The following is a 16,979-nucleotide window of genomic DNA, read 5'->3' as shown; positions in this document are numbered from 1 at the left end:
CTACAGCAAATGCGAAGGCAGGATATGACCGAGGACAAGGCGCGCGTAAAAATCGTCAGCGACAGGACGCTGTCGAACGAATGGACCAAGCTTTCGAGTTACGACATCGACTATCGGGATTCGAAGGGCGAAACGCATCGGCTGAGGCGGGAGATCTATCACCGCACGCCGGCCGCCTGCATTCTGCTCTACGACGTCAAGCGTGAGACTGTCGTCCTTGTCCGCCAGTTTCGCCTCGCGGCCTGCCTGGAAGGCCATGCTGGCTGGATGATCGAGGTGCCGGCCGGCCTGCTCGATGGAGAACAACCCGAAGAGGCGATCCGCCGTGAGGCGATGGAGGAAACCGGCTACCGCGTCCGCGGCGTTCGCTTCCTCTTCAAGGCCATGACCGCTCCGGGCGCTATCACTGAAATCGTCCACTTCTTCGCAGCCTCGGTTGATACGTCGGATCGTATCGCATCCGGTGGTGGCCTTGCCTCCGAGCATGAGGATATCGAAGTGATGGAAGTGCCGCTCGCGGATGCCATGCGGATGGTCGAGACCGGCGAGATATTCGATGCCAAGACGATCATGCTGCTGCAATGGGCGATGCTCAATAGGGCGAGCCTGGGGGCCTGATATGGCGATAATGGCTACGAGTGAGCTTCGTCTGGGCTGGCCCCCGACGACAGAAAACTTGCATCGATGCGGCGATTGGCAGGCGTGTCCCACGCTAGCGGTTGAACGGCAATTCTTCGGCTGTGCCAGGAACCTTTCAGCATCTCACAGCGTTTCAACCCTGTGTTTTGACGGAAAGGAACTGCCAGTATGGGATTGATTCTTCTGATTATTGTCCTGATCCTGCTGTTTGGTGGCGGTGGTGGTTACTATGCGCACCGCTCATATGGCGGCAGGGGCCTCGGAGGCGTCTTGGGGCTGGTCATTGTCGTGCTGCTCATTCTTTGGCTGCTGGGTGGCTTGCACGGATTTGGGCCAGGCCCGGTCTGATTGCTCATGAGCTATCGGTGCCTTGAGACGAGGCAGTTACACGATAGCGATAAAACTGCTTGAAAAGCTGACGCCACCCTCGGGCGCTCAATGCGCAGGGTGGCGTTTCTGCGGCGGCACGTAGCTCCGTCGATGAGCCGCTCACGTCATGAATGAGCCTATCCGGCCTGCAAGCTGTCATAGCCTCTGGACCGATAGATCACCGTCGAGATGATCCAGCTCGCCACGAATATGCCGACGACCGCGTAGCCGAAATTGGCGAGGTTGCCGTTCATCTCGCCGACGAAACTCCAGAATCCGCCCTCCAGGCCAAGCTTGTCGGCAATCAGCCCAAGCGCTTCCAGCCCGCCGATGAAGACGGCAACCACGACCGAGGCGGCCGTTATCGTCAGATTGTACCAGAGCTTGCGGATCGGATTGACGAGCGCCCAGCCGTAGGCTCCCGTCATCAATACGCTGTCCGTCGTATCCATGAGCGACATGCCGGCGGTAAACAGCGCCGGAAAGACCAGGATCGTCCAGAAGGACACGCCCTGCGCCGCCTGGCTCGCGGATATGCCGAGCAGTCCTATTTCCGTCGCCGTATCGAAGCCGAGGCCGAACAGGAACCCGATCGGATACATATGCCACGAACGCGAGACGACGCGAAACACCGGCCGGAAGATGCGGGCGATGAGGCCGCGACCGGCCTGAAGCATGTCCAGATCCTCGTCGACGATCTTTTCACCGCGACGGGCGCGATTGAAGGCCGCCCAGATGCCTTTGAGGACGAAGAGATTGGCAAGGCCGATGACGAGCAGGAACGCTGCCGAGACCGTCGTGCCGATCACGCCGCCGATGTCGTGGAAATCGCCCAGTCTATTCTGCATGGTCGCCGCTGTCGCCGCGATTGCGACCGAGGCGAGAACGACGATGCTGGAATGCCCGAGCGAAAAGAAGAACCCGACGGAATAGGGGCTCTTTTTCTCCTGCATCAGCTTTCGCACGACATTGTCGATTGCGGCGATATGATCGGCATCGAATGCGTGACGCAGCCCGAACATATAGGCAAGGAACGCCGTGCCGAGCAGGACCGGCCGCTCCGCGAAGGCGATCCAGGCCCATGCCCAGGCCGCAACGTTCGCGGTGATGAGAAGGATATAGGTTATCGCCGCCTTGGTCTTAACCTCGGACCGTTTGTCATCGAACGGATTGGGAAGCATGCTTTTCCTCTGAACGTGCAGTAATCACTTTTCCACAAAAGTGATTACTGCACCACCGGCAAACGACGTATGGAAGGCAATTGCTCGACGGCTGCCGATCGCCAAACGTGGTCGGTCCGAGACGGCATTGCATTTATATGCAAAAAGACTAATGCAACCTTGGTGTCACATCGACAGATCTGGGATATGATCCCCAACGGCAAAGTCACAAAGCGTGGGGGCGCATATGTCGACTGATCAGGAACTGTTTGCCGCAGGACTCGCCATTTATCAGAAGATCGTCCGTGAAAATCTGATGTTTCACCGGGAGGTCTATGGGAAGCTTCACGAGATTCTGGTCAGGGAGGCACCGAAGCATTTCAGGTTTCTGGATGTGGCGTGTGGAACGGCGTCCTCGTCTGCGGCTGCCCTGATCGGCACGGATATCGGACGCTACATCGGCATCGACATTTCCACCCAATCTCTTGACGTCGCCAAACAGGCGCTCGCGATGCTTTCGTGCCCGGTGGAGTTACGCTGCCAGAACTTCGCCGACGCCATCGGTCAGTGGTCTGAACCCGTCGATGTCGTGTGGGTCGGCATGTCTCTTCACCACCTGCCATCGGCTGAAAAGCTTCCGTTCATGCAGCGTATCCGCGCGATATTGCCCCGCAACGGTCTGTTCCTCATCTGGGAGCCGACGCTGCTCGAAGACGAGGATCGGGCGGCATGGCTCGATCGATTCACGGCGATCCGCACGGAATGGAGCGCGCTCACCGACGAGGAATTTGCAGCCGTCGATACCCATATCAGGGCCGCTGATTATCCCGAGAGCAAGGCGGATTGGGCTGCATTGGGAAACAGCGCAGGCTTTGGCCGGATGGAGGAACTATACATGATGGCCAGCAGAATGGGCCGTGTATACAAATATAATTGAGGCAGAACGACCCTCCGCTATTGGCCCGTTGCGGATTTAACACTATCGGTGACGTTGATTTGTTTCACTAATATACACAATCGACATTCAACTTTCCGTCGTGTAACCATTACCGCACACTTAATCGCGTACTGCGTCTGAGGGGAGCGTGCGATGAAAGAGGGCGACTTCGGAAGGCAAGCAAGCCATCAACTGGGCGGCCGTTCTACGAGGTTTTTGCTCGGCTGGATCGTCTACGGTCTACTTCCGATCAGCGCCACGCTCATGGCGACCATACCGGCAGACGCCGCCGATCTTCTTCCGGTCACTGCACCCCAACCTGCCGAGCAACAGCAGCCGGATCGCTGGACCTTCTCCTTCGCGCCCTATTTCTGGGCTGCCGGGATCAATGGCGACACCGGCGTCTTCGGGCTCCCGGAGGTCCATATTGACGAGAACTTCGGAGACATTCTGAAGGATCTCGATTTCGGCTTCATGGGGGCTGGCGAAGCCAGATATGGGAAATTCAGCGTTGTCACGGACATAATCTATTCACGAATAACAACCGATTCTGCGACGCCGCGAGGCGTACTCGCGGACTCGGTGGACCTCAAGCAGGAAACCTTCACGGGCTTTATGGGAGCGGGCTATACGGTCCTAGGCGACGAAGAGAGCCGCCTGGACGTCGTCGGTGGCGCAAAGCTCTGGTGGACGGAAACAACGATATCATTCAGCGGAGGGCCGCTAGGTGGACGTTCGGCACGCGACGATGCGACATGGGTCGATGGTCTGGCAGGATTTAAAGGCGTTTACTCGATTACGCCTCAATTCTACGTGACGGGCTGGGGCCTCATCGGCGCTGGCGGAGCCGATCTCGACTGGGATGTGATGGCGGGCCTCGGCTACAAGTTCAAGCAGTCGATTTCCGCCGTCGCCGGCTACAGGGCGCTTGGCGTCAACTATTCGAATGGAAGCCTTACGAACGATATCGTCGAGCACGGCCCAATCCTGGGCCTGGTCGTTCATTTCTGAAACTTGATGCCGTCGGTTCTTCTTTCCTTGTCCAAAAGTCGGTCTATTCGCCCGAGCCATCGATAAAGATATTCGAATGAGTTGTTGTGCCACGTGACGTTGCCGTTGAGTGCAGCAATATGGGCGTGCCGCCCAATGGCAGCCGGTTGCCGAACGGGCGCGGCTCATCGACCGCGCCCGTTCGATTTCGTCTATTGTCCAGCCGATGCCGGGCCATGCTCCAAGGAGGACATCAGGCTATCGATCATCTGATCGATGCTGAAGCTCGCCGGACGCTGGCTCGGTGGATAGTCGCGGAAGGTCTGCAGGAAGGGCGCCACGCGCCAGACGCCGTATTGGATGAGATAGGCGTTCTTCGCCAGCCAGTCATAATACTGGTCGGAGACGATATCTGCGCGCTCGTAAGGATCCATGCGCAGATTGAAGACCTTCGGCGCGCGCAGGCAGACGAACGGGTCGGCCCAGACCTGGAAGCCGCCCGGCTGGCGTTGCTCGCAAAAGACGATTTTCCAATTGTTGTAGCGATAGGCCACCATCTGCCCGTCATCGTCGAAGTAATAGAAGTCCTGACGTGCCGATTTGGGTTCCTTGCCGGTGAGATAGGGAAGCTGATTATAGCCGTCGAGGTGAACCTTGAACTGGTTTCCGCCGATGCTCGTTCCCTTCAGCAGTTCGTCCTTGATGTTCGGATCGCCACCGGCTGCGACAAGCGTCGGGAACCAGTCAAGGCCCGACATCATCTCGTTGGAAACCTCGCCGGCCTTGATGTGTCCGGGCCAGCGGACCAGCGCGGGAACGCGGAAGGCACCCTCCCAATTGGTGTCCTTTTCGCTTCTGAATGCTGTGGTGGCGGCATCCGGCCATGACCATTGGTTCGGGCCGTTGTCCGTCGTGTAGACGACGATCGTGTTGTCGGCGATCTTGAGGTCGTCGAGTGCCTTGAGCAATTTGCCGACGTCGCCGTCATGCTCGATCATGCCATCGGCATACTCATTGCCCGGCATGCCGCTCTGGCCCTGCATCGAAGGCCGAACATGGGTGAAAACGTGCATGCGCGTGGTGTTCATCCAGGTGAAGAACGGCTTGCCCTGCTTGACCTGCCGCCCCATGAAATCGATCGCGGCTGCCGTCGTCTCGTCGTCGATGGTCTCCATGCGCTTCGTGTTCAGCGCGCCGGTGTCTTCCACCCGGCCGTCGGCATAGGAGTGGATGACGCCGCGTGGCGAGTTCGTCCTGACGAACTCCTGATCGTCCTTCGGATAGTAGGGCCGCTCCGGCTCTTCCTCCGCATTCAGATGGTAGAGGTTGCCGAAGAATTCGTCGAAGCCATGCTTGGTCGGCAGGAATTCGTCGCGGTCGCCGAGATGGTTCTTGCCGAATTGGCCTGTGGCATAGCCGAGTGGCTTCAACGCCTGGGCGATAGTGATGTCGCGCGGCTGCAGGCCGACTGTCGCGCCGGGGATCCCCACCTTGCAAAGGCCGGTGCGCAGGCAGACCTGGCCGCTGATGAAGGTCGAGCGGCCAGCCGTGCAACTGTTTTCCGCATAGTAGTCGGTGAACATCAACCCTTCCTTGGCGATGCGGTCGATGTTCGGCGTCCGGTAACCCATGACACCGAAGGAATAGGCGCTGATGTTCGTCTGGCCGATATCGTCGCCAAAGATGACAAGGATGTTGGGCTTCGAGCTATCGGTTTTCTCGGTTTGCTCAGGGGCGGTGTCAGCCGGAGCAGGTGTCGGGGAGGCGGGTGCCGCCTGCTGGGCATAGGATGCCAGGGGAGCGATGCCCACAGAGGTCAAACTCATTGCGACGGCCGCCGTCGCTGCTCGCAAACTTCTGGAGAATGTGATCTTCATGGCATCCTCCTGATATTCTTCCGGTTGTCCAACATCTTGCTCTCCTTTTTGCAGAGGTTTGGCGCTGCCGGGGACAGGATCGCCATTTTGCTGGGAAAGACTGCATCGGCCTTGGACATCGCGTAAGTACGTTACGGTAAATGCAACATTCGATACGTTACGCCGAGCATTCGGTGCCGGCCGGAGCACGAAAATCCGCGAAGCCTTCATTCTTCTGTCACGAATCCGGTCTACTCGTCCGGACCATCGATAAAGACATTCGAATGAGTTGTCCGTGGCACGCAACGCCGTTGTGGAATGGCAGGAACTGTACAACGGCCTCCGCGAGGGGATCGAAGCGGGCGCGTTTCCCGATGGCAGTCGCTTGCCGAGCGAGCCGAAGCTCATCGAACGCTTCGGCGGCGGTCGGCACAGCCTGCGTCGCGCGCTGGCGGAACTCGCGCATCAAGGCTTGATCCGCACCGAACACGGCAAGGGCAGCTTTGTCCAGCGTACAGGCGTGCTTGACTACCGCATTTCCCTGCGCACGCGCGCCTCGAACAATCTGGCTGAACTGGGGCGCGTCTCGTCCGACCAGCCGGTGAGGGAAGAAATGGTCCCTGCGCCGCAGAACGTCGCCGCGGCATTGCATATCGAGACGGGCGCGCCGGTTTACATGATCGTTCGTTACGCTTTCGCCGATGATGTGCCGATCAACATGTCGGTCAGCTACCATCCTGTCGATCGCTTTCCCGATATCGACAAGGCCCGCCGCAGCCGGCAGCGCCTGACGGAAATCTACAAGACCTATGGCGTGCATGATTATATCAGGCTGAAGACTGCCATCTCGACCTCTATGCCGACGGCAGAGACCGCACGCGTCCTTCGCCTGCCACCGCGCCAGCCGGTCCTCGTCACCCGCAAGGTCGACGCCGATCTGAACGGCGTGCCGATCGCCTATAGCGAGGCCATGTGGCCGGGAGACCGCATTCAGTTCACCATAGACAACAGCCTGGAGATCGGCGACATGACGGCAGCCGATGCTGGATAGCGCGGATTTCCTGTTGTTGTCTCAACGCATTCAACTCTTTGTCGCATAGTGCGACCCTATGGATTTCAGGAGAAAATCGATGTGGCTCAGCAATTTTACCCTCGTCCTGCCCGATGAGGTGATCGAAAACGGATCCGTGCGGGTCGAGGACGGCGTCATTGCCGAGATCAGGTCTGAGCCGGTCGCATCGGCGACCTTCGAGGGCGGCAACCGCTTTCTGATGCCGGGTTTTGTCGATCTGCATGGCGATATGATCGAGCGCGAAATCGCGCCGAGGCCGAATGCGACGATGCCAATCGATTTCGGCATCCACGAGCTGGACAAGAAGCTCGCCGCATCGGGCGTCACGACCGCCTTCGCCGCCGTCTCCTTCGCGACCGAAAGCGTCTACGGCCATGTCCGCTCGCTGGAAACGACTTCCGCCGTCATCGAGGGCATCAAGCGCCTGCACGGCCAGCTGCTGATCGACCACCGCGTCCACGCCCGCTACGAGATCACCAATGTCGGTGCTGCACCCACGCTGGAGCGACTGATCGATGCCGGCCAAGTCGACATGGTCTCGCTGACCGACCACACGCCGGGGCAGGGGCAGTACAACAATATCGAGGCCTATCTGCTCAGCATGTCCGAGCGCCGTTCCATCTCGCGCGCGCAGGCCGAGGAAATCCTCGCCAAGCGCATCGCGCTGCGCAGCAATCCCGAGATCGAAGCCAAGCTCCGCGAGATCGTCGCGCTGTCGCTGAAGCACAAGCTGTCGCTGGCCTCGCATGATGACGATAGCGCCGCGAAGGTCGCGGAAATGCACGACTTCAACGTGACCATCAGCGAATTCCCCGTGAGCATGGACGCTGCCGAGGAAGCCTGCCGTCGCGGTCTCTGGACACTGATGGGCGCGCCGAATGCGCTACGCGGCAAATCCATGTCCGGCAATTTGAGCGCACAGGATGCTGCCAGCGCCGGCGTTCTCGGCATCATCGCTGCCGATTATCACCCGGCAGCCTTCGTCCCCGCCATTTTCAAGCTTGCCGAAGTCGCCAAGGGCGGCCTCGCCGCCGCCGTGGCCATGGCAACCAAGAATGCCGCTCGCGCCGCCGGCTGGACCGACCGCGGCGAAATCGCCATCGGCCAGAAAGCCGATCTCGTGGCAATCGAGCACGGCGCCGTCCATCGCATTCGCGCCACCTTCCGTAGTGGCCGTGTGATTTACAGCGACGGTACGCTGCATCCGCTACGGGCTCTGGCGGCTGCTTGATGGTTGCTTGAGGCGGGTGTTGGTGACGGGGTTGGCTATTGGAACCCCTCATCCCCTGCCGGGGACTTCTCCCCAAGGGGAGAAGATATATGCCGCACTGCCGGCACCTCTACCAAAAAAACGTTCAATGTGATCGATGTTGAGGCCGCAAGTGTCTTCTCCCCTTGGGGAGAAGGTGCCCGAAGGGCGGATGAGGGGTTCTCACGACATAGCCCCGAAGTCATCCATTCTAAGCCAACAGCTTAGTCACTAACCGGCAGCGAAATAACCTGCTGCGTTGAGGCCGAGCCGGCGCCCGTACCGTCGCTCACCGCCTTGCCACCTTCCATCCGCACCTTGCCCTCCGCCAACAGGCGCAGCGCCTGCGGATAGAGCTGGTGCTCAACGGTCAGCACGCGTCCTGCCAGCGCCTCCGCGCTGTCGCCCGACAGGACAGGCACAGCCGCCTGGCCGATAACCGGGCCTTCATCCATGCCTTCGGTCACGAAATGAACCGTGCAACCGGCGATCCGCATTCCGGCGTCGATGGCGCGCTGATGCGTGTGCAGGCCGGGAAAGAGCGGTAGCAGGGAAGGGTGGATATTGATGATCCGGCCCTCATAGCGGCGGATGAACTCGCCGGTCAGAAGACGCATATACCCGGCAAGGCAAAGGATATCCGGCTGCAATTCATCGAGGCAGGCGAATATCGCCGCCTCATGCGCATCCTTGCTGGCGAAATCCTTGCGCACGAAAGCAAAGGTCCTGATGCCCTGCGCTTCTGCCTTTGCAAGCCCGCCCGCATCCGCCTTGTCGGAAATGACCCCGACGATCTCGGCCGGATAGTCACCCGCCTGCGCCGCCTTGACGAGCGCCAGCATGTTGGAGCCGCCGCCCGAAATGAAGACGACGACGCGTTTGCGCGCACCGTTGACGCCGGAACCGCTCATAGTGCGAGCGTACCCTTGTAGATCGTGCCCGCAGCGCCTTCGGACCGGGCAACCATGCGGCCGAGCGTCACCACGGTTTCGCCCTCCGCTTCCAGAGCCGAGGAGACGGCAGCCACGTTCTCGGCAGCGACGACGACGATCATGCCGATGCCGCAATTGAAAGTGCGCAGCATTTCCTTCGCCTCGACGCCGCCGATCTTGGCAAGCCATGAGAAGACGGGGGGAACCTTGACTGCGGCCAGATCGATCTCGGCAGCCAGATGCTTCGGCAGCACGCGCGGAATGTTCTCCGGAAAACCGCCGCCGGTGATGTGGGCGAGCGCCTTCAGCGCCTTGGTCTCGCGGATCGCCTTGAGAAGCGGCTTCACATAGATGCGGGTCGGCGTCAGCAACGCTTCGCCGAGCGTCTTGCCTTCGGCGAAGGGCGCAGGCGCGTCCCAGGCAAGGGCAGAGACGGCGACGATCTTGCGCACCAGCGAAAAGCCGTTGGAATGAACGCCCGAGGAGGAGAGGCCGAGAATGACGTCGCCTTCCGCGATATCGCCCGACGGCAGCAACTGGCCGCGTTCTGCCGCACCGACCGCGAAGCCGGCGAGATCGTAGTCGCCATCCGAATACATGCCGGGCATCTCGGCCGTCTCGCCGCCGATCAGCGCGCAGCCTGCCTCGCGGCAGCCGGCGGCGATACCGGACACGATTGCAGCGCCCTGATCAGGGTCGAGCTTGCCGGTCGCGAAATAGTCGAGGAAGAACAGCGGCTCGGCGCCCTGGACGACGAGATCGTTGACGCACATGGCGACAAGGTCGATGCCGACAGTGTCGTGATAATCCGCGTCGATGGCGATCTTGAGCTTGGTGCCGACGCCGTCATTGGCGGCGACCAGCACAGGATCGGTAAAGCCTGCAGCCTTGAGGTCGAACAACCCGCCAAACCCGCCGATCTCGCCATCGGCGCCGGGACGGCGCGTCGAGCGCACGGCAGGCTTGATCTTCTCCACCAGCAGATTGCCGGCATCGATATCCACGCCCGCGTCGCTATAGGTCAGGCCGTTTTTCCCAGACTGGCTCATGCTGATCTCCGATGTCCGCCAGACGCCAATGTACCGGCGTCACATGCGGGTCGCAATTGCACGATGGGGGCTGTTATGCAAGGGATTGAGGGCAAAAGGGGCGTATTTTCCCCGTTCCCTGCGGTTCGAAAATATCTCAGTCAGGCAAAAGCTCGAGCAGCGCCGCTGAAAGACCTTTCTGTTGTGCGGACAGTCCCCGCAGGCGTGCCGCCTGTTCGAGTGCGCCGGTTGCCTCGACATAAACGCGGAATTGCGCCGGGTTCTGCGTGATCGTCGTCACCGCGCTTTCGGGATCGAAGACCATCGAACGACAGGCGGCTGCGGATCTCGAGGTGAAGGCGCGGCAGGTCAGCGGCCGCACGTCATAGATCGTACAGAGCCCATCGGCCCCGAGCAGCGGACAGCGATGCACAAGCGCCGAGGGATCGGCGAGACCCGCTGCCGCATCCGCCGCTTTCCGCAATTCGCCCCGCAGCGTCAAAAGGGCTTCCGGCTCCAACCGCTCCGTCAGATAGGCGGCGATCGCCTCGGCAATGCCCGGTGGGATCATGACATGGAGGTGGCAACAAGCATCGCAACCGGCGCGACAGGCGCGCACGGGCTGGTTGGGATAATGCTCCATGATGGCGCCGGCGGCGGCATCCGCCATGTCCATGACGGCACGCGCGCCGTCGCCAAGATCGGCGGCCTGCGAAAGCGCTTCCATCATCGCAGCGCGCAGGGAAACGTAGACCCCGTCATAGCGCTCGGCGGCCAGCCGCGTCAGTTCGCCGACAGCGGCGATATCGTGCATGATTCTGTCTGTGCCTGTCGCGCTCATCGCATGGTCTCTGTGCGGAGAGGCAGACGGGCGGAGTTACGGGCAGGAGGGATATGCATGTGCAGGGTAGGGCTCTCGTTATGATCGGAGGTAACCTGAAGCGACGCTGGCCAACCTTCCGCTTGCAGTCGTCGTCGTCCATTCATGCCGCCTTGTCAACGTGCGTTCAAGGCGGACGACAGGTTGAAAAGAGAGTGTCCAGCCAGCTCGATTTTTTCAACTCCATCAGTTGCGCGGATGTCCGGCGAACCTGGTTTCAGCTATCATCTGATTCTGGCGCAGCCCACGCCTCCCCCCTCCGTTCGGGAAAGTATCATTCATGCAGGGCTGGTCGATCTCCAAACCGACTGTTCGAGCACAAGGCATAAGGAGGGGTTGCGATCATGGCTCGCAATAGGAGGTTTCTGGATGAAACTGTCTGCGCCTATCTATCATTTGAAGCGAAAAGCAAAACTCCTGTCCCGTGACGAAAAAATCCCGCTGCATGAGGCGCTTGAGCGCATTGCGGCCAAGGAAGGATTCGCAGGCTGGAGCCTATTGGTCTCGAAAGCATCGGAGACAGCACCGGCTGGCAAGCTGTTTCCGCGGCTTGCGCCGGGCGATCTGGTGCTGGTCGGCGCCCGGCCGGGGCACGGCAAAACCCTGCTGAGCCTCGAACTGGCGGTGGAAGCCATGAAGGCCGGCCACCGCAGCGCCTTCTTCTCCCTTGATTACACAAAGGGAGATGTCCTCAGCCGGTTCAACGCGATCGGGGTCGATCCGGCGCGTTTTGCCGATCGCTTCTTGTTCGATGATTCCGATGCGGTCAGCGCCGGCTACATGATGGAGCAATTGGCCTTAGCGCCCCGCGGCATGCTGGTCGCCGTGGATTATCTACAGCTGCTCGATCAGAGGCGCGAAAATCCTGAATTGATGGTTCAGGTCCGCGCACTGAAATCCTTTGCTCGGGAGAGGGGACTGATCATGGTGTTCATTTCCCAGATCGACCGTTCCTATGATCCGTCGAAAAAACCATGCCCTGATATGGACGACGTCCGGTTGCCGAACCCGGTAGATCTGACCTTGTTCAACAAGACGTGCTTCCTGAACGACGGCGAAGTTCGGTTCAGCGCTGCAGCCTGACCATCTCCCGAACTTGGCCTTGATCTGACACCGCGAAGGGTACGGAGAAGGCTTTCCGCTCCCTTCGCACATTCGTCTCATGTCGGGCTTACAGGCTTTGGCCGGCTGCTGTTGGCTCAAACAGGAATGACAGGGCTCGCCTATCCGCGGCTTGAACGGATTGCGTGGGGACGCGCAACGAGCCCTGCGCCGCGAGAGTGCGGCTGACCCATCATTGCGGATGGCCACGGCTTTGGTAGGGAAACTTTTGGGAAGCCTGGTCACCTTTAAGAGGTATCGGGCCGTACTCAATCGCCAAAGCCGCCGCCGGTGTTCAAATTTTTATGGCGCGGCTTCTGCGGTGCGTTCTCGACGAATACTTCAAACTGCGCATCGAACGATCAGCGCGGCAACTGAGCAAGAGAAATAGCCCGCTTTCGAGGATGGGGAGGGAGCCGCCGAGACTTTGGCAGGAGGTGCGGCGTCGCGGAATCTCGGCGGCTACCTGGTCCCCCAGGTAAAGCAAATCTTACGCTCGATCAGCATGGTAGCAACTCGGCCATTCGACGTAGCTGACCACCCCCAAGTCCTGAAGCTGACGGGGCGTAAACTCGCTTGACCATAATAAAGGCGCCATCCTATGTGCTTAACCTCGGCTGAACGGCAATCGGGGAAGATGATGGAACATAAGGTCAGCGGTTCGGGCCTAAAGCAGCAGGTTGTCTTCTGGCTGCTGGTGCTCGCCGCCTTTATCGTTTTTCTCTATCTTTTCAGCTCGATCCTGTTGCCCTTCATCGCCGGCATGGCGGTTGCGTATTTCCTCGATCCGGTGGCGGACCGCCTGCAAAAGCTCGGTCTCAGCCGCATGATGGCAACGGTCGTGATCCTGATCGCCTTTATCCTGATCTTCGCGCTGGCACTCACCATCTTCATTCCGATCATCGTCAGCCAGTTCAATGATTTCGTGCAGCATGTGCCCGAATATGTGCGGCAGCTGCAGCAATTCGTCGAACACGCGCAGACTTCTTTCCTGCCGCCATGGATCCGCAGCCAGGCCGGTGCGCTGAAGGACAATTTCTCCAATCTCATGTCGGAGGGCCTGAGCTTCATTGCCGGCCTGTTTGCGCAGATCTGGAGTTCGGGCAAGGCGCTGGTCAACATCATCTCGCTGTTGATCGTGACCCCTGTCGTCGCCTTTTATATGCTGCTCGACTGGGACCGCATGATTGCCAAAGTAGACGCCTGGATTCCGCGCGACCATGTGGCGACCGTCCGTCAGATCGCCAGCGAAGTCGATCAGGCGATCGCCGGCTTCATTCGCGGCCAAGGCTCGCTCTGCATCATCCTTGGCGTCTATTACGGCGTTGGCCTGTCGCTCGTCGGTCTTAATTTCGGCCTGCTGATCGGCCTCTTCGCCGGCATGATCAGCTTCATTCCGTATGTCGGCTCGATGGTCGGCCTGGTTCTTGCGTTGAGTGTGGCGCTGGTGCAGTTCTGGCCGGATTATCTCTGGGTCGGCCTCGTGCTCGTTGTCTTCTTCACCGGCCAGTTCCTGGAAGGCAACGTGCTGCAGCCGAAGCTGGTGGGCGAAAGCGTCGGACTGCATCCTGTCTGGCTGATGTTTGCCCTCTTTGCCTTCGGTGCGCTCTTTGGTTTCGTCGGCCTTCTGGTGGCGGTTCCAGCAGCGGCTGCCTGTGGCGTCCTTGTCCGGTTTGCCATTTCGCGTTACCTTGAAAGCGACCTTTATCACGGACGCACGCCCGAAGAGCCCGTCCAGAGGACGAAGGCTCGCAATCCCGAGACCAAATAATATGAACGATCCGAAGAGCGCTGGATCAAGGTGGAAGGGCGCCGAGCAGCTTCCCCTGGCCTTTACCCACGATCCCGCGAGCGGCAGGGACGACCTGCTGATCTCCGATCCCCTGAGTGCGGCTGTGACAATCGTCGATTCCTGGCCCAGTTGGCCGTCGCCGGTCGTCATCCTGACCGGCCCGGTTGGCTCAGGAAAGTCGCATCTGGCCAGTATCTGGCGTCAAAGAAGCGGCGCTTTGGAAATTCATCCTAAGGCCGGCTCTGGTGCTGCCGTCGTTGCCGCCAACAGTCCCGTCATTTTCGAGGATGTGGGCCGGCAGGGTTTCGACGACACCGAGCTTTTCCACGTCATCAACAGCGTGCGGGAGAATGGTACGAGCCTGATGATGACCAGCCGTCTCTGGCCGATGTCGTGGACGGTGACATTGCCCGATCTCCGCTCGCGACTGAAGGCTGCGACCGTCGTCGAGATCGGCGAACCGGACGAGGACCTGCTGGCGCAGGTCATCGTCAAGCTCTTTGCGGATCGCCAGCTTTACATCGATGACAAACTTGTACTTTACATTGTCAACAGGATGGAACGGTCCCTGAATGCCGCGCAGACCATCGTCGATCGGCTCGATCGGCTGGCCTTGGCGCGCGGCACGAGAATTACGCGGCTGCTGGCCGCTGAAGTATTGAATGAATTGGGAAATTCCGGCTCCTCGGATTGACTGTCACAGTTCCGTCGTCAAACTGTAATAGGTCGCTGAGAAGCTAATGGAGGTGGGTGAAATATGGACTCGACAGTCGCGGAACATCAGGACTCCAATGCTCTGGCGCCAGAGGTTCAGCCCTCGGTCAGCGAGCTCTTCAACAGTCCGCAGCGTTTCATCAACCGGGAATTCTCCTGGCTGCAGTTCAATCGTCGCGTACTCGAGGAAACGCTCAACACGGCGCACCCGCTCCTGGAGCGCATCCGTTTCCTGTCGATATCGGCCGCCAACCTCGACGAATTCTTCATGGTGCGCGTCGCCGGCCTCGAAGGCCAGGTCCGCCAGAAGATCGTCGTTCGCAGCCCCGACGGCAAGACGCCGGCCGAACAGCTCGACGACATCCTCCGCGAGATCGACAATCTGCAGATGGAGCAGCAGGCATCGCTGGCCGTTCTGCAGCAATATCTTGCCAAGGAAGACATCCTGATCGTCCGTCCGGCCGCGCTGTCGGAGACCGATCGCCAGTGGCTGGCCGGCGAGTTCGACGCCGCGATCTTCCCGGTGCTGACGCCGCTCTCCATCGACCCGGCGCACCCGTTCCCCTTCATCCCCAATCTCGGCTTCTCGATCGCGCTGCAGCTGACCAGCATGAACGGCCGCGAGCCGATGACCGCGCTGCTGCGCCTGCCGCCGGCGCTCGATCGCTTCATCCGCCTGCCTGATTCAACCAACGTCATTCGCTACATCACCCTCGAAGACGTGGTGAACATCTTCATCCACCGGCTCTATCCGGGCTATGAGGTGAAGGGTTCCGGTACGTTCCGCATCATCCGAGACAGCGATATCGAAGTCGAGGAAGAGGCTGAAGATCTCGTTCGGTTCTTCGAGACCGCGCTGAAGCGCCGCCGCCGCGGTTCTGTCATCCGCATCGAAACCGATTCCGAAATGCCGGCCTCGCTGCGCCATTTCGTCGTTGCCGCACTCGGCGTTCCGGATAATCGCGTGGCCGTTCTCCCTGGCCTCCTGGCACTCAACACCCTCTCGGAAATCGCCAAGGCGCCGCGCGACGACCTGCGCTTCGAACCCTACAATGCGCGATTTCCCGAACGTGTCCGCGAGCACGCCGGCGACTGCCTCGCCGCCATTCGCGAAAAGGATATGGTCGTCCATCATCCATATGAATCGTTCGACGTGGTGGTTCAGTTTTTGCTCCAAGCTGCGCGCGATCCTGACGTTCTGGCGATAAAGCAGACCCTGTACCGCACCTCCAACGACAGCCCGATCGTGCGCGCCCTGATCGACGCCGCCGACCTCGGCAAATCGGTGACGGCGCTTGTCGAGCTGAAGGCTCGCTTCGACGAAGAAGCTAACATCCGCTGGGCGCGGGATCTGGAGCGAGCCGGCGTGCAGGTCGTCTTCGGCTTCATCGAGCTCAAGACACACGCCAAGATGTCGATGGTCGTGCGCCGCGAAGAGGGCAAGCTGCGAACTTATTGCCACCTAGGTACCGGCAACTACCATCCGGTCACGGCAAAGATCTACACCGACCTGTCCTACTTCACTTGCGATCCGAAGATCGCCCATGATATGGCGAATATCTTCAACTTCATCACCGGCTATGGCGAGCCGGAAGAGAAGGGCATGAAGATCGCCGTTTCGCCCTATACGCTGCGCGCGCGCATCCTGAAGCACATCGAGCAGGAAATCGAGCACGCCGGGAACGGTGCGCCGGCCGCGATCTGGATGAAGATGAATTCGCTGGTCGACCCGGATATCATCGACGCGCTCTATCGCGCCAGCCAGGCCGGCGTCGAGATCGATCTTGTCGTGCGCGGCATCTGCTGCCTGCGCCCGCAAGTGCCTGGCCTGTCGGAGCATATCCGCGTCAAATCGATCATCGGACGCTTCCTCGAACACAGCCGCATCTTCTGCTTCGGCAATGGTTACGGCCTGCCGTCCGACAAGGCGCTGGTCTATATCGGCTCGGCCGATATGATGCCTCGAAACCTCGATCGGCGCGTCGAAACGCTCGTTCCGCTGACGAATCCGACTGTGCATGAGCAGGTTTTGTCCCAGATCATGCTCGGCAACATCATTGACAACCAGCAAAGCTACGAGATATTGCCCGACGGTACATCCAGGCGCATGGAGGTGCGCAAGGGAGAGGAACCGTTCAACGCGCAGCAGTATTTCATGACCAATCCGAGCCTTTCGGGGCGCGGCGAGGCTCTGAAATCCAGCGCGCCGAAACTCATCGCCGGCCTGCTGTCAGGCCGCAAGCTATAAAACTGGAACTGC

15 protein-coding genes are annotated in these 16,979 nt (G+C 60.0%); 10 read left to right on the top strand and 5 right to left on the bottom strand.

The genetic code is table 11. The annotated features are described in order from the left end of the window. Nucleotides 1–24: 24 nt before the first annotated feature. Entirely contained in the window at nt 25–618 is a 594-nt protein-coding gene (locus EV561_RS02065) for an NUDIX domain-containing protein (RefSeq protein WP_132517102.1), read from the top strand. Between the two features lie 189 nt (nt 619–807). Further along, complete coding sequence (locus tag EV561_RS02060; RefSeq protein ID WP_132517100.1) at nt 808–987, top strand: DUF3309 domain-containing protein; 180 nt, start codon at nt 808–810, stop codon at nt 985–987. A gap of 158 nt (nt 988–1,145) precedes the next feature. On the opposite strand, the gene EV561_RS02055 is transcribed toward EV561_RS02060, so the two are convergent. After that, nucleotides 1,146–2,189 (bottom strand): HoxN/HupN/NixA family nickel/cobalt transporter, encoded by a 1,044-nt coding sequence (locus EV561_RS02055; protein WP_132517098.1) that lies wholly within the window; start codon nt 2,187–2,189, stop codon nt 1,146–1,148. 226 nt (nt 2,190–2,415) lie between these two features. Here EV561_RS02055 and EV561_RS02050 point away from each other — a divergent pair, with 226 nt between their 5' ends. Together EV561_RS02050 and EV561_RS02045 are read left to right on the top strand one after the other, a co-directional pair. After that, a complete protein-coding gene (locus EV561_RS02050; protein WP_132517096.1) occupies nt 2,416–3,105 on the top strand; it encodes a class I SAM-dependent methyltransferase in 690 nt (229 codons plus the stop codon). A 264-nt stretch (nt 3,106–3,369) separates the two neighbouring features. Beyond that, nucleotides 3,370–4,116: a hypothetical protein gene (locus EV561_RS02045; protein ID WP_132518040.1), complete on the top strand. Its 747-nt coding sequence runs from the start codon at nt 3,370–3,372 to the stop codon at nt 4,114–4,116. A gap of 191 nt (nt 4,117–4,307) precedes the next feature. On the opposite strand, the gene EV561_RS02040 is transcribed toward EV561_RS02045, so the two are convergent. After that, complete coding sequence (locus EV561_RS02040) at nt 4,308–5,972, bottom strand: arylsulfatase (RefSeq protein ID WP_132517094.1); 1,665 nt, start codon at nt 5,970–5,972, stop codon at nt 4,308–4,310. A gap of 274 nt (nt 5,973–6,246) precedes the next feature. Between EV561_RS02040 and phnF the strand changes: the two genes are divergently transcribed. Then, a complete protein-coding gene (gene phnF / locus EV561_RS02035; RefSeq protein ID WP_165927735.1) occupies nt 6,247–7,002 on the top strand; it encodes a phosphonate metabolism transcriptional regulator PhnF in 756 nt (251 codons plus the stop codon). Between the two features lie 79 nt (nt 7,003–7,081). Beyond that, nucleotides 7,082–8,254, top strand: a complete 1,173-nt coding sequence (locus EV561_RS02030) for an alpha-D-ribose 1-methylphosphonate 5-triphosphate diphosphatase (protein ID WP_132517090.1) — start codon at nt 7,082–7,084, stop codon at nt 8,252–8,254. A 242-nt stretch (nt 8,255–8,496) separates the two neighbouring features. Here EV561_RS02030 and purN read toward each other — a convergent pair whose 3' ends face one another. From purN to EV561_RS02015, 3 genes are all read right to left on the bottom strand, one after another. Then, a complete protein-coding gene (purN, locus tag EV561_RS02025; protein WP_132517088.1) occupies nt 8,497–9,183 on the bottom strand; it encodes a phosphoribosylglycinamide formyltransferase in 687 nt (228 codons plus the stop codon). Further along, nucleotides 9,180–10,253: a phosphoribosylformylglycinamidine cyclo-ligase gene (purM, locus tag EV561_RS02020; protein ID WP_132517086.1), complete on the bottom strand. Its 1,074-nt coding sequence runs from the start codon at nt 10,251–10,253 to the stop codon at nt 9,180–9,182. The genes purN and purM overlap by 4 nt, the downstream gene beginning before the upstream one ends. 136 nt (nt 10,254–10,389) lie before the next feature. After that, complete coding sequence (locus EV561_RS02015; protein WP_132517084.1) at nt 10,390–11,073, bottom strand: YkgJ family cysteine cluster protein; 684 nt, start codon at nt 11,071–11,073, stop codon at nt 10,390–10,392. Between the two features lie 408 nt (nt 11,074–11,481). Here EV561_RS02015 and EV561_RS02010 point away from each other — a divergent pair, with 408 nt between their 5' ends. From EV561_RS02010 to EV561_RS01995, 4 genes are all read left to right on the top strand, one after another. Next, on the top strand, nt 11,482–12,195 hold the full coding sequence (locus EV561_RS02010) for a DNA helicase (protein ID WP_132517082.1): 714 nt from the start codon (nt 11,482–11,484) through the stop codon (nt 12,193–12,195). A gap of 658 nt (nt 12,196–12,853) precedes the next feature. Continuing rightward, a complete protein-coding gene (locus EV561_RS02005) occupies nt 12,854–13,984 on the top strand; it encodes an AI-2E family transporter (RefSeq protein ID WP_132517080.1) in 1,131 nt (376 codons plus the stop codon). A gap of 1 nt (nt 13,985) precedes the next feature. After that, nucleotides 13,986–14,699: a DnaA regulatory inactivator HdaA gene (hdaA, locus tag EV561_RS02000; RefSeq protein ID WP_132517078.1), complete on the top strand. Its 714-nt coding sequence runs from the start codon at nt 13,986–13,988 to the stop codon at nt 14,697–14,699. Nucleotides 14,700–14,762: 63 nt separating this feature from the next. Then, nucleotides 14,763–16,967 carry an RNA degradosome polyphosphate kinase gene (locus tag EV561_RS01995; RefSeq protein ID WP_132517076.1) on the top strand — a complete coding sequence of 735 codons (2,205 nt, stop codon included), beginning with the start codon at nt 14,763–14,765 and terminating at the stop codon, nt 16,965–16,967. Nucleotides 16,968–16,979 lie beyond the last annotated feature (12 nt).

Origin of the sequence: Rhizobium sp. BK376 (assembly GCF_004341625.1) — a bacterium.
In the GTDB taxonomy this organism is placed as follows: Bacteria; Pseudomonadota; Alphaproteobacteria; order Rhizobiales; family Rhizobiaceae; genus Rhizobium.
Note: the sequence above shows the minus strand (reverse complement) of the source record. Positions and strands in the feature narration are given on the sequence as shown.

Bases quoted from the DNA above. Each gene is read 5' to 3' on its own strand.
- EV561_RS02065 (WP_132517102.1), top strand. From the start codon at position 25: ATGACCGAGGACAAGGCGCGCGTAAAAATCGTCAGCGACAGGACGCTG.
- EV561_RS02060 (WP_132517100.1), top strand. From the start codon at position 808: ATGGGATTGATTCTTCTGATTATTGTCCTGATCCTGCTGTTTGGTGGC.
- EV561_RS02055 (WP_132517098.1), bottom strand. From the start codon at position 2,189: ATGCTTCCCAATCCGTTCGATGACAAACGGTCCGAGGTTAAGACCAAG.
- EV561_RS02050 (WP_132517096.1), top strand. From the start codon at position 2,416: ATGTCGACTGATCAGGAACTGTTTGCCGCAGGACTCGCCATTTATCAG.
- EV561_RS02045 (WP_132518040.1), top strand. From the start codon at position 3,370: ATGGCGACCATACCGGCAGACGCCGCCGATCTTCTTCCGGTCACTGCA.
- EV561_RS02040 (WP_132517094.1), bottom strand. From the start codon at position 5,972: ATGAAGATCACATTCTCCAGAAGTTTGCGAGCAGCGACGGCGGCCGTC.
- EV561_RS02030 (WP_132517090.1), top strand. From the start codon at position 7,082: ATGTGGCTCAGCAATTTTACCCTCGTCCTGCCCGATGAGGTGATCGAA.
- purN (WP_132517088.1), bottom strand. From the start codon at position 9,183: ATGAGCGGTTCCGGCGTCAACGGTGCGCGCAAACGCGTCGTCGTCTTC.
- purM (WP_132517086.1), bottom strand. From the start codon at position 10,253: ATGAGCCAGTCTGGGAAAAACGGCCTGACCTATAGCGACGCGGGCGTG.
- EV561_RS02015 (WP_132517084.1), bottom strand. From the start codon at position 11,073: ATGAGCGCGACAGGCACAGACAGAATCATGCACGATATCGCCGCTGTC.
- EV561_RS02010 (WP_132517082.1), top strand. From the start codon at position 11,482: ATGAAACTGTCTGCGCCTATCTATCATTTGAAGCGAAAAGCAAAACTC.
- EV561_RS02005 (WP_132517080.1), top strand. From the start codon at position 12,854: ATGGAACATAAGGTCAGCGGTTCGGGCCTAAAGCAGCAGGTTGTCTTC.
- hdaA (WP_132517078.1), top strand. From the start codon at position 13,986: ATGAACGATCCGAAGAGCGCTGGATCAAGGTGGAAGGGCGCCGAGCAG.
- EV561_RS01995 (WP_132517076.1), top strand. From the start codon at position 14,763: ATGGACTCGACAGTCGCGGAACATCAGGACTCCAATGCTCTGGCGCCA.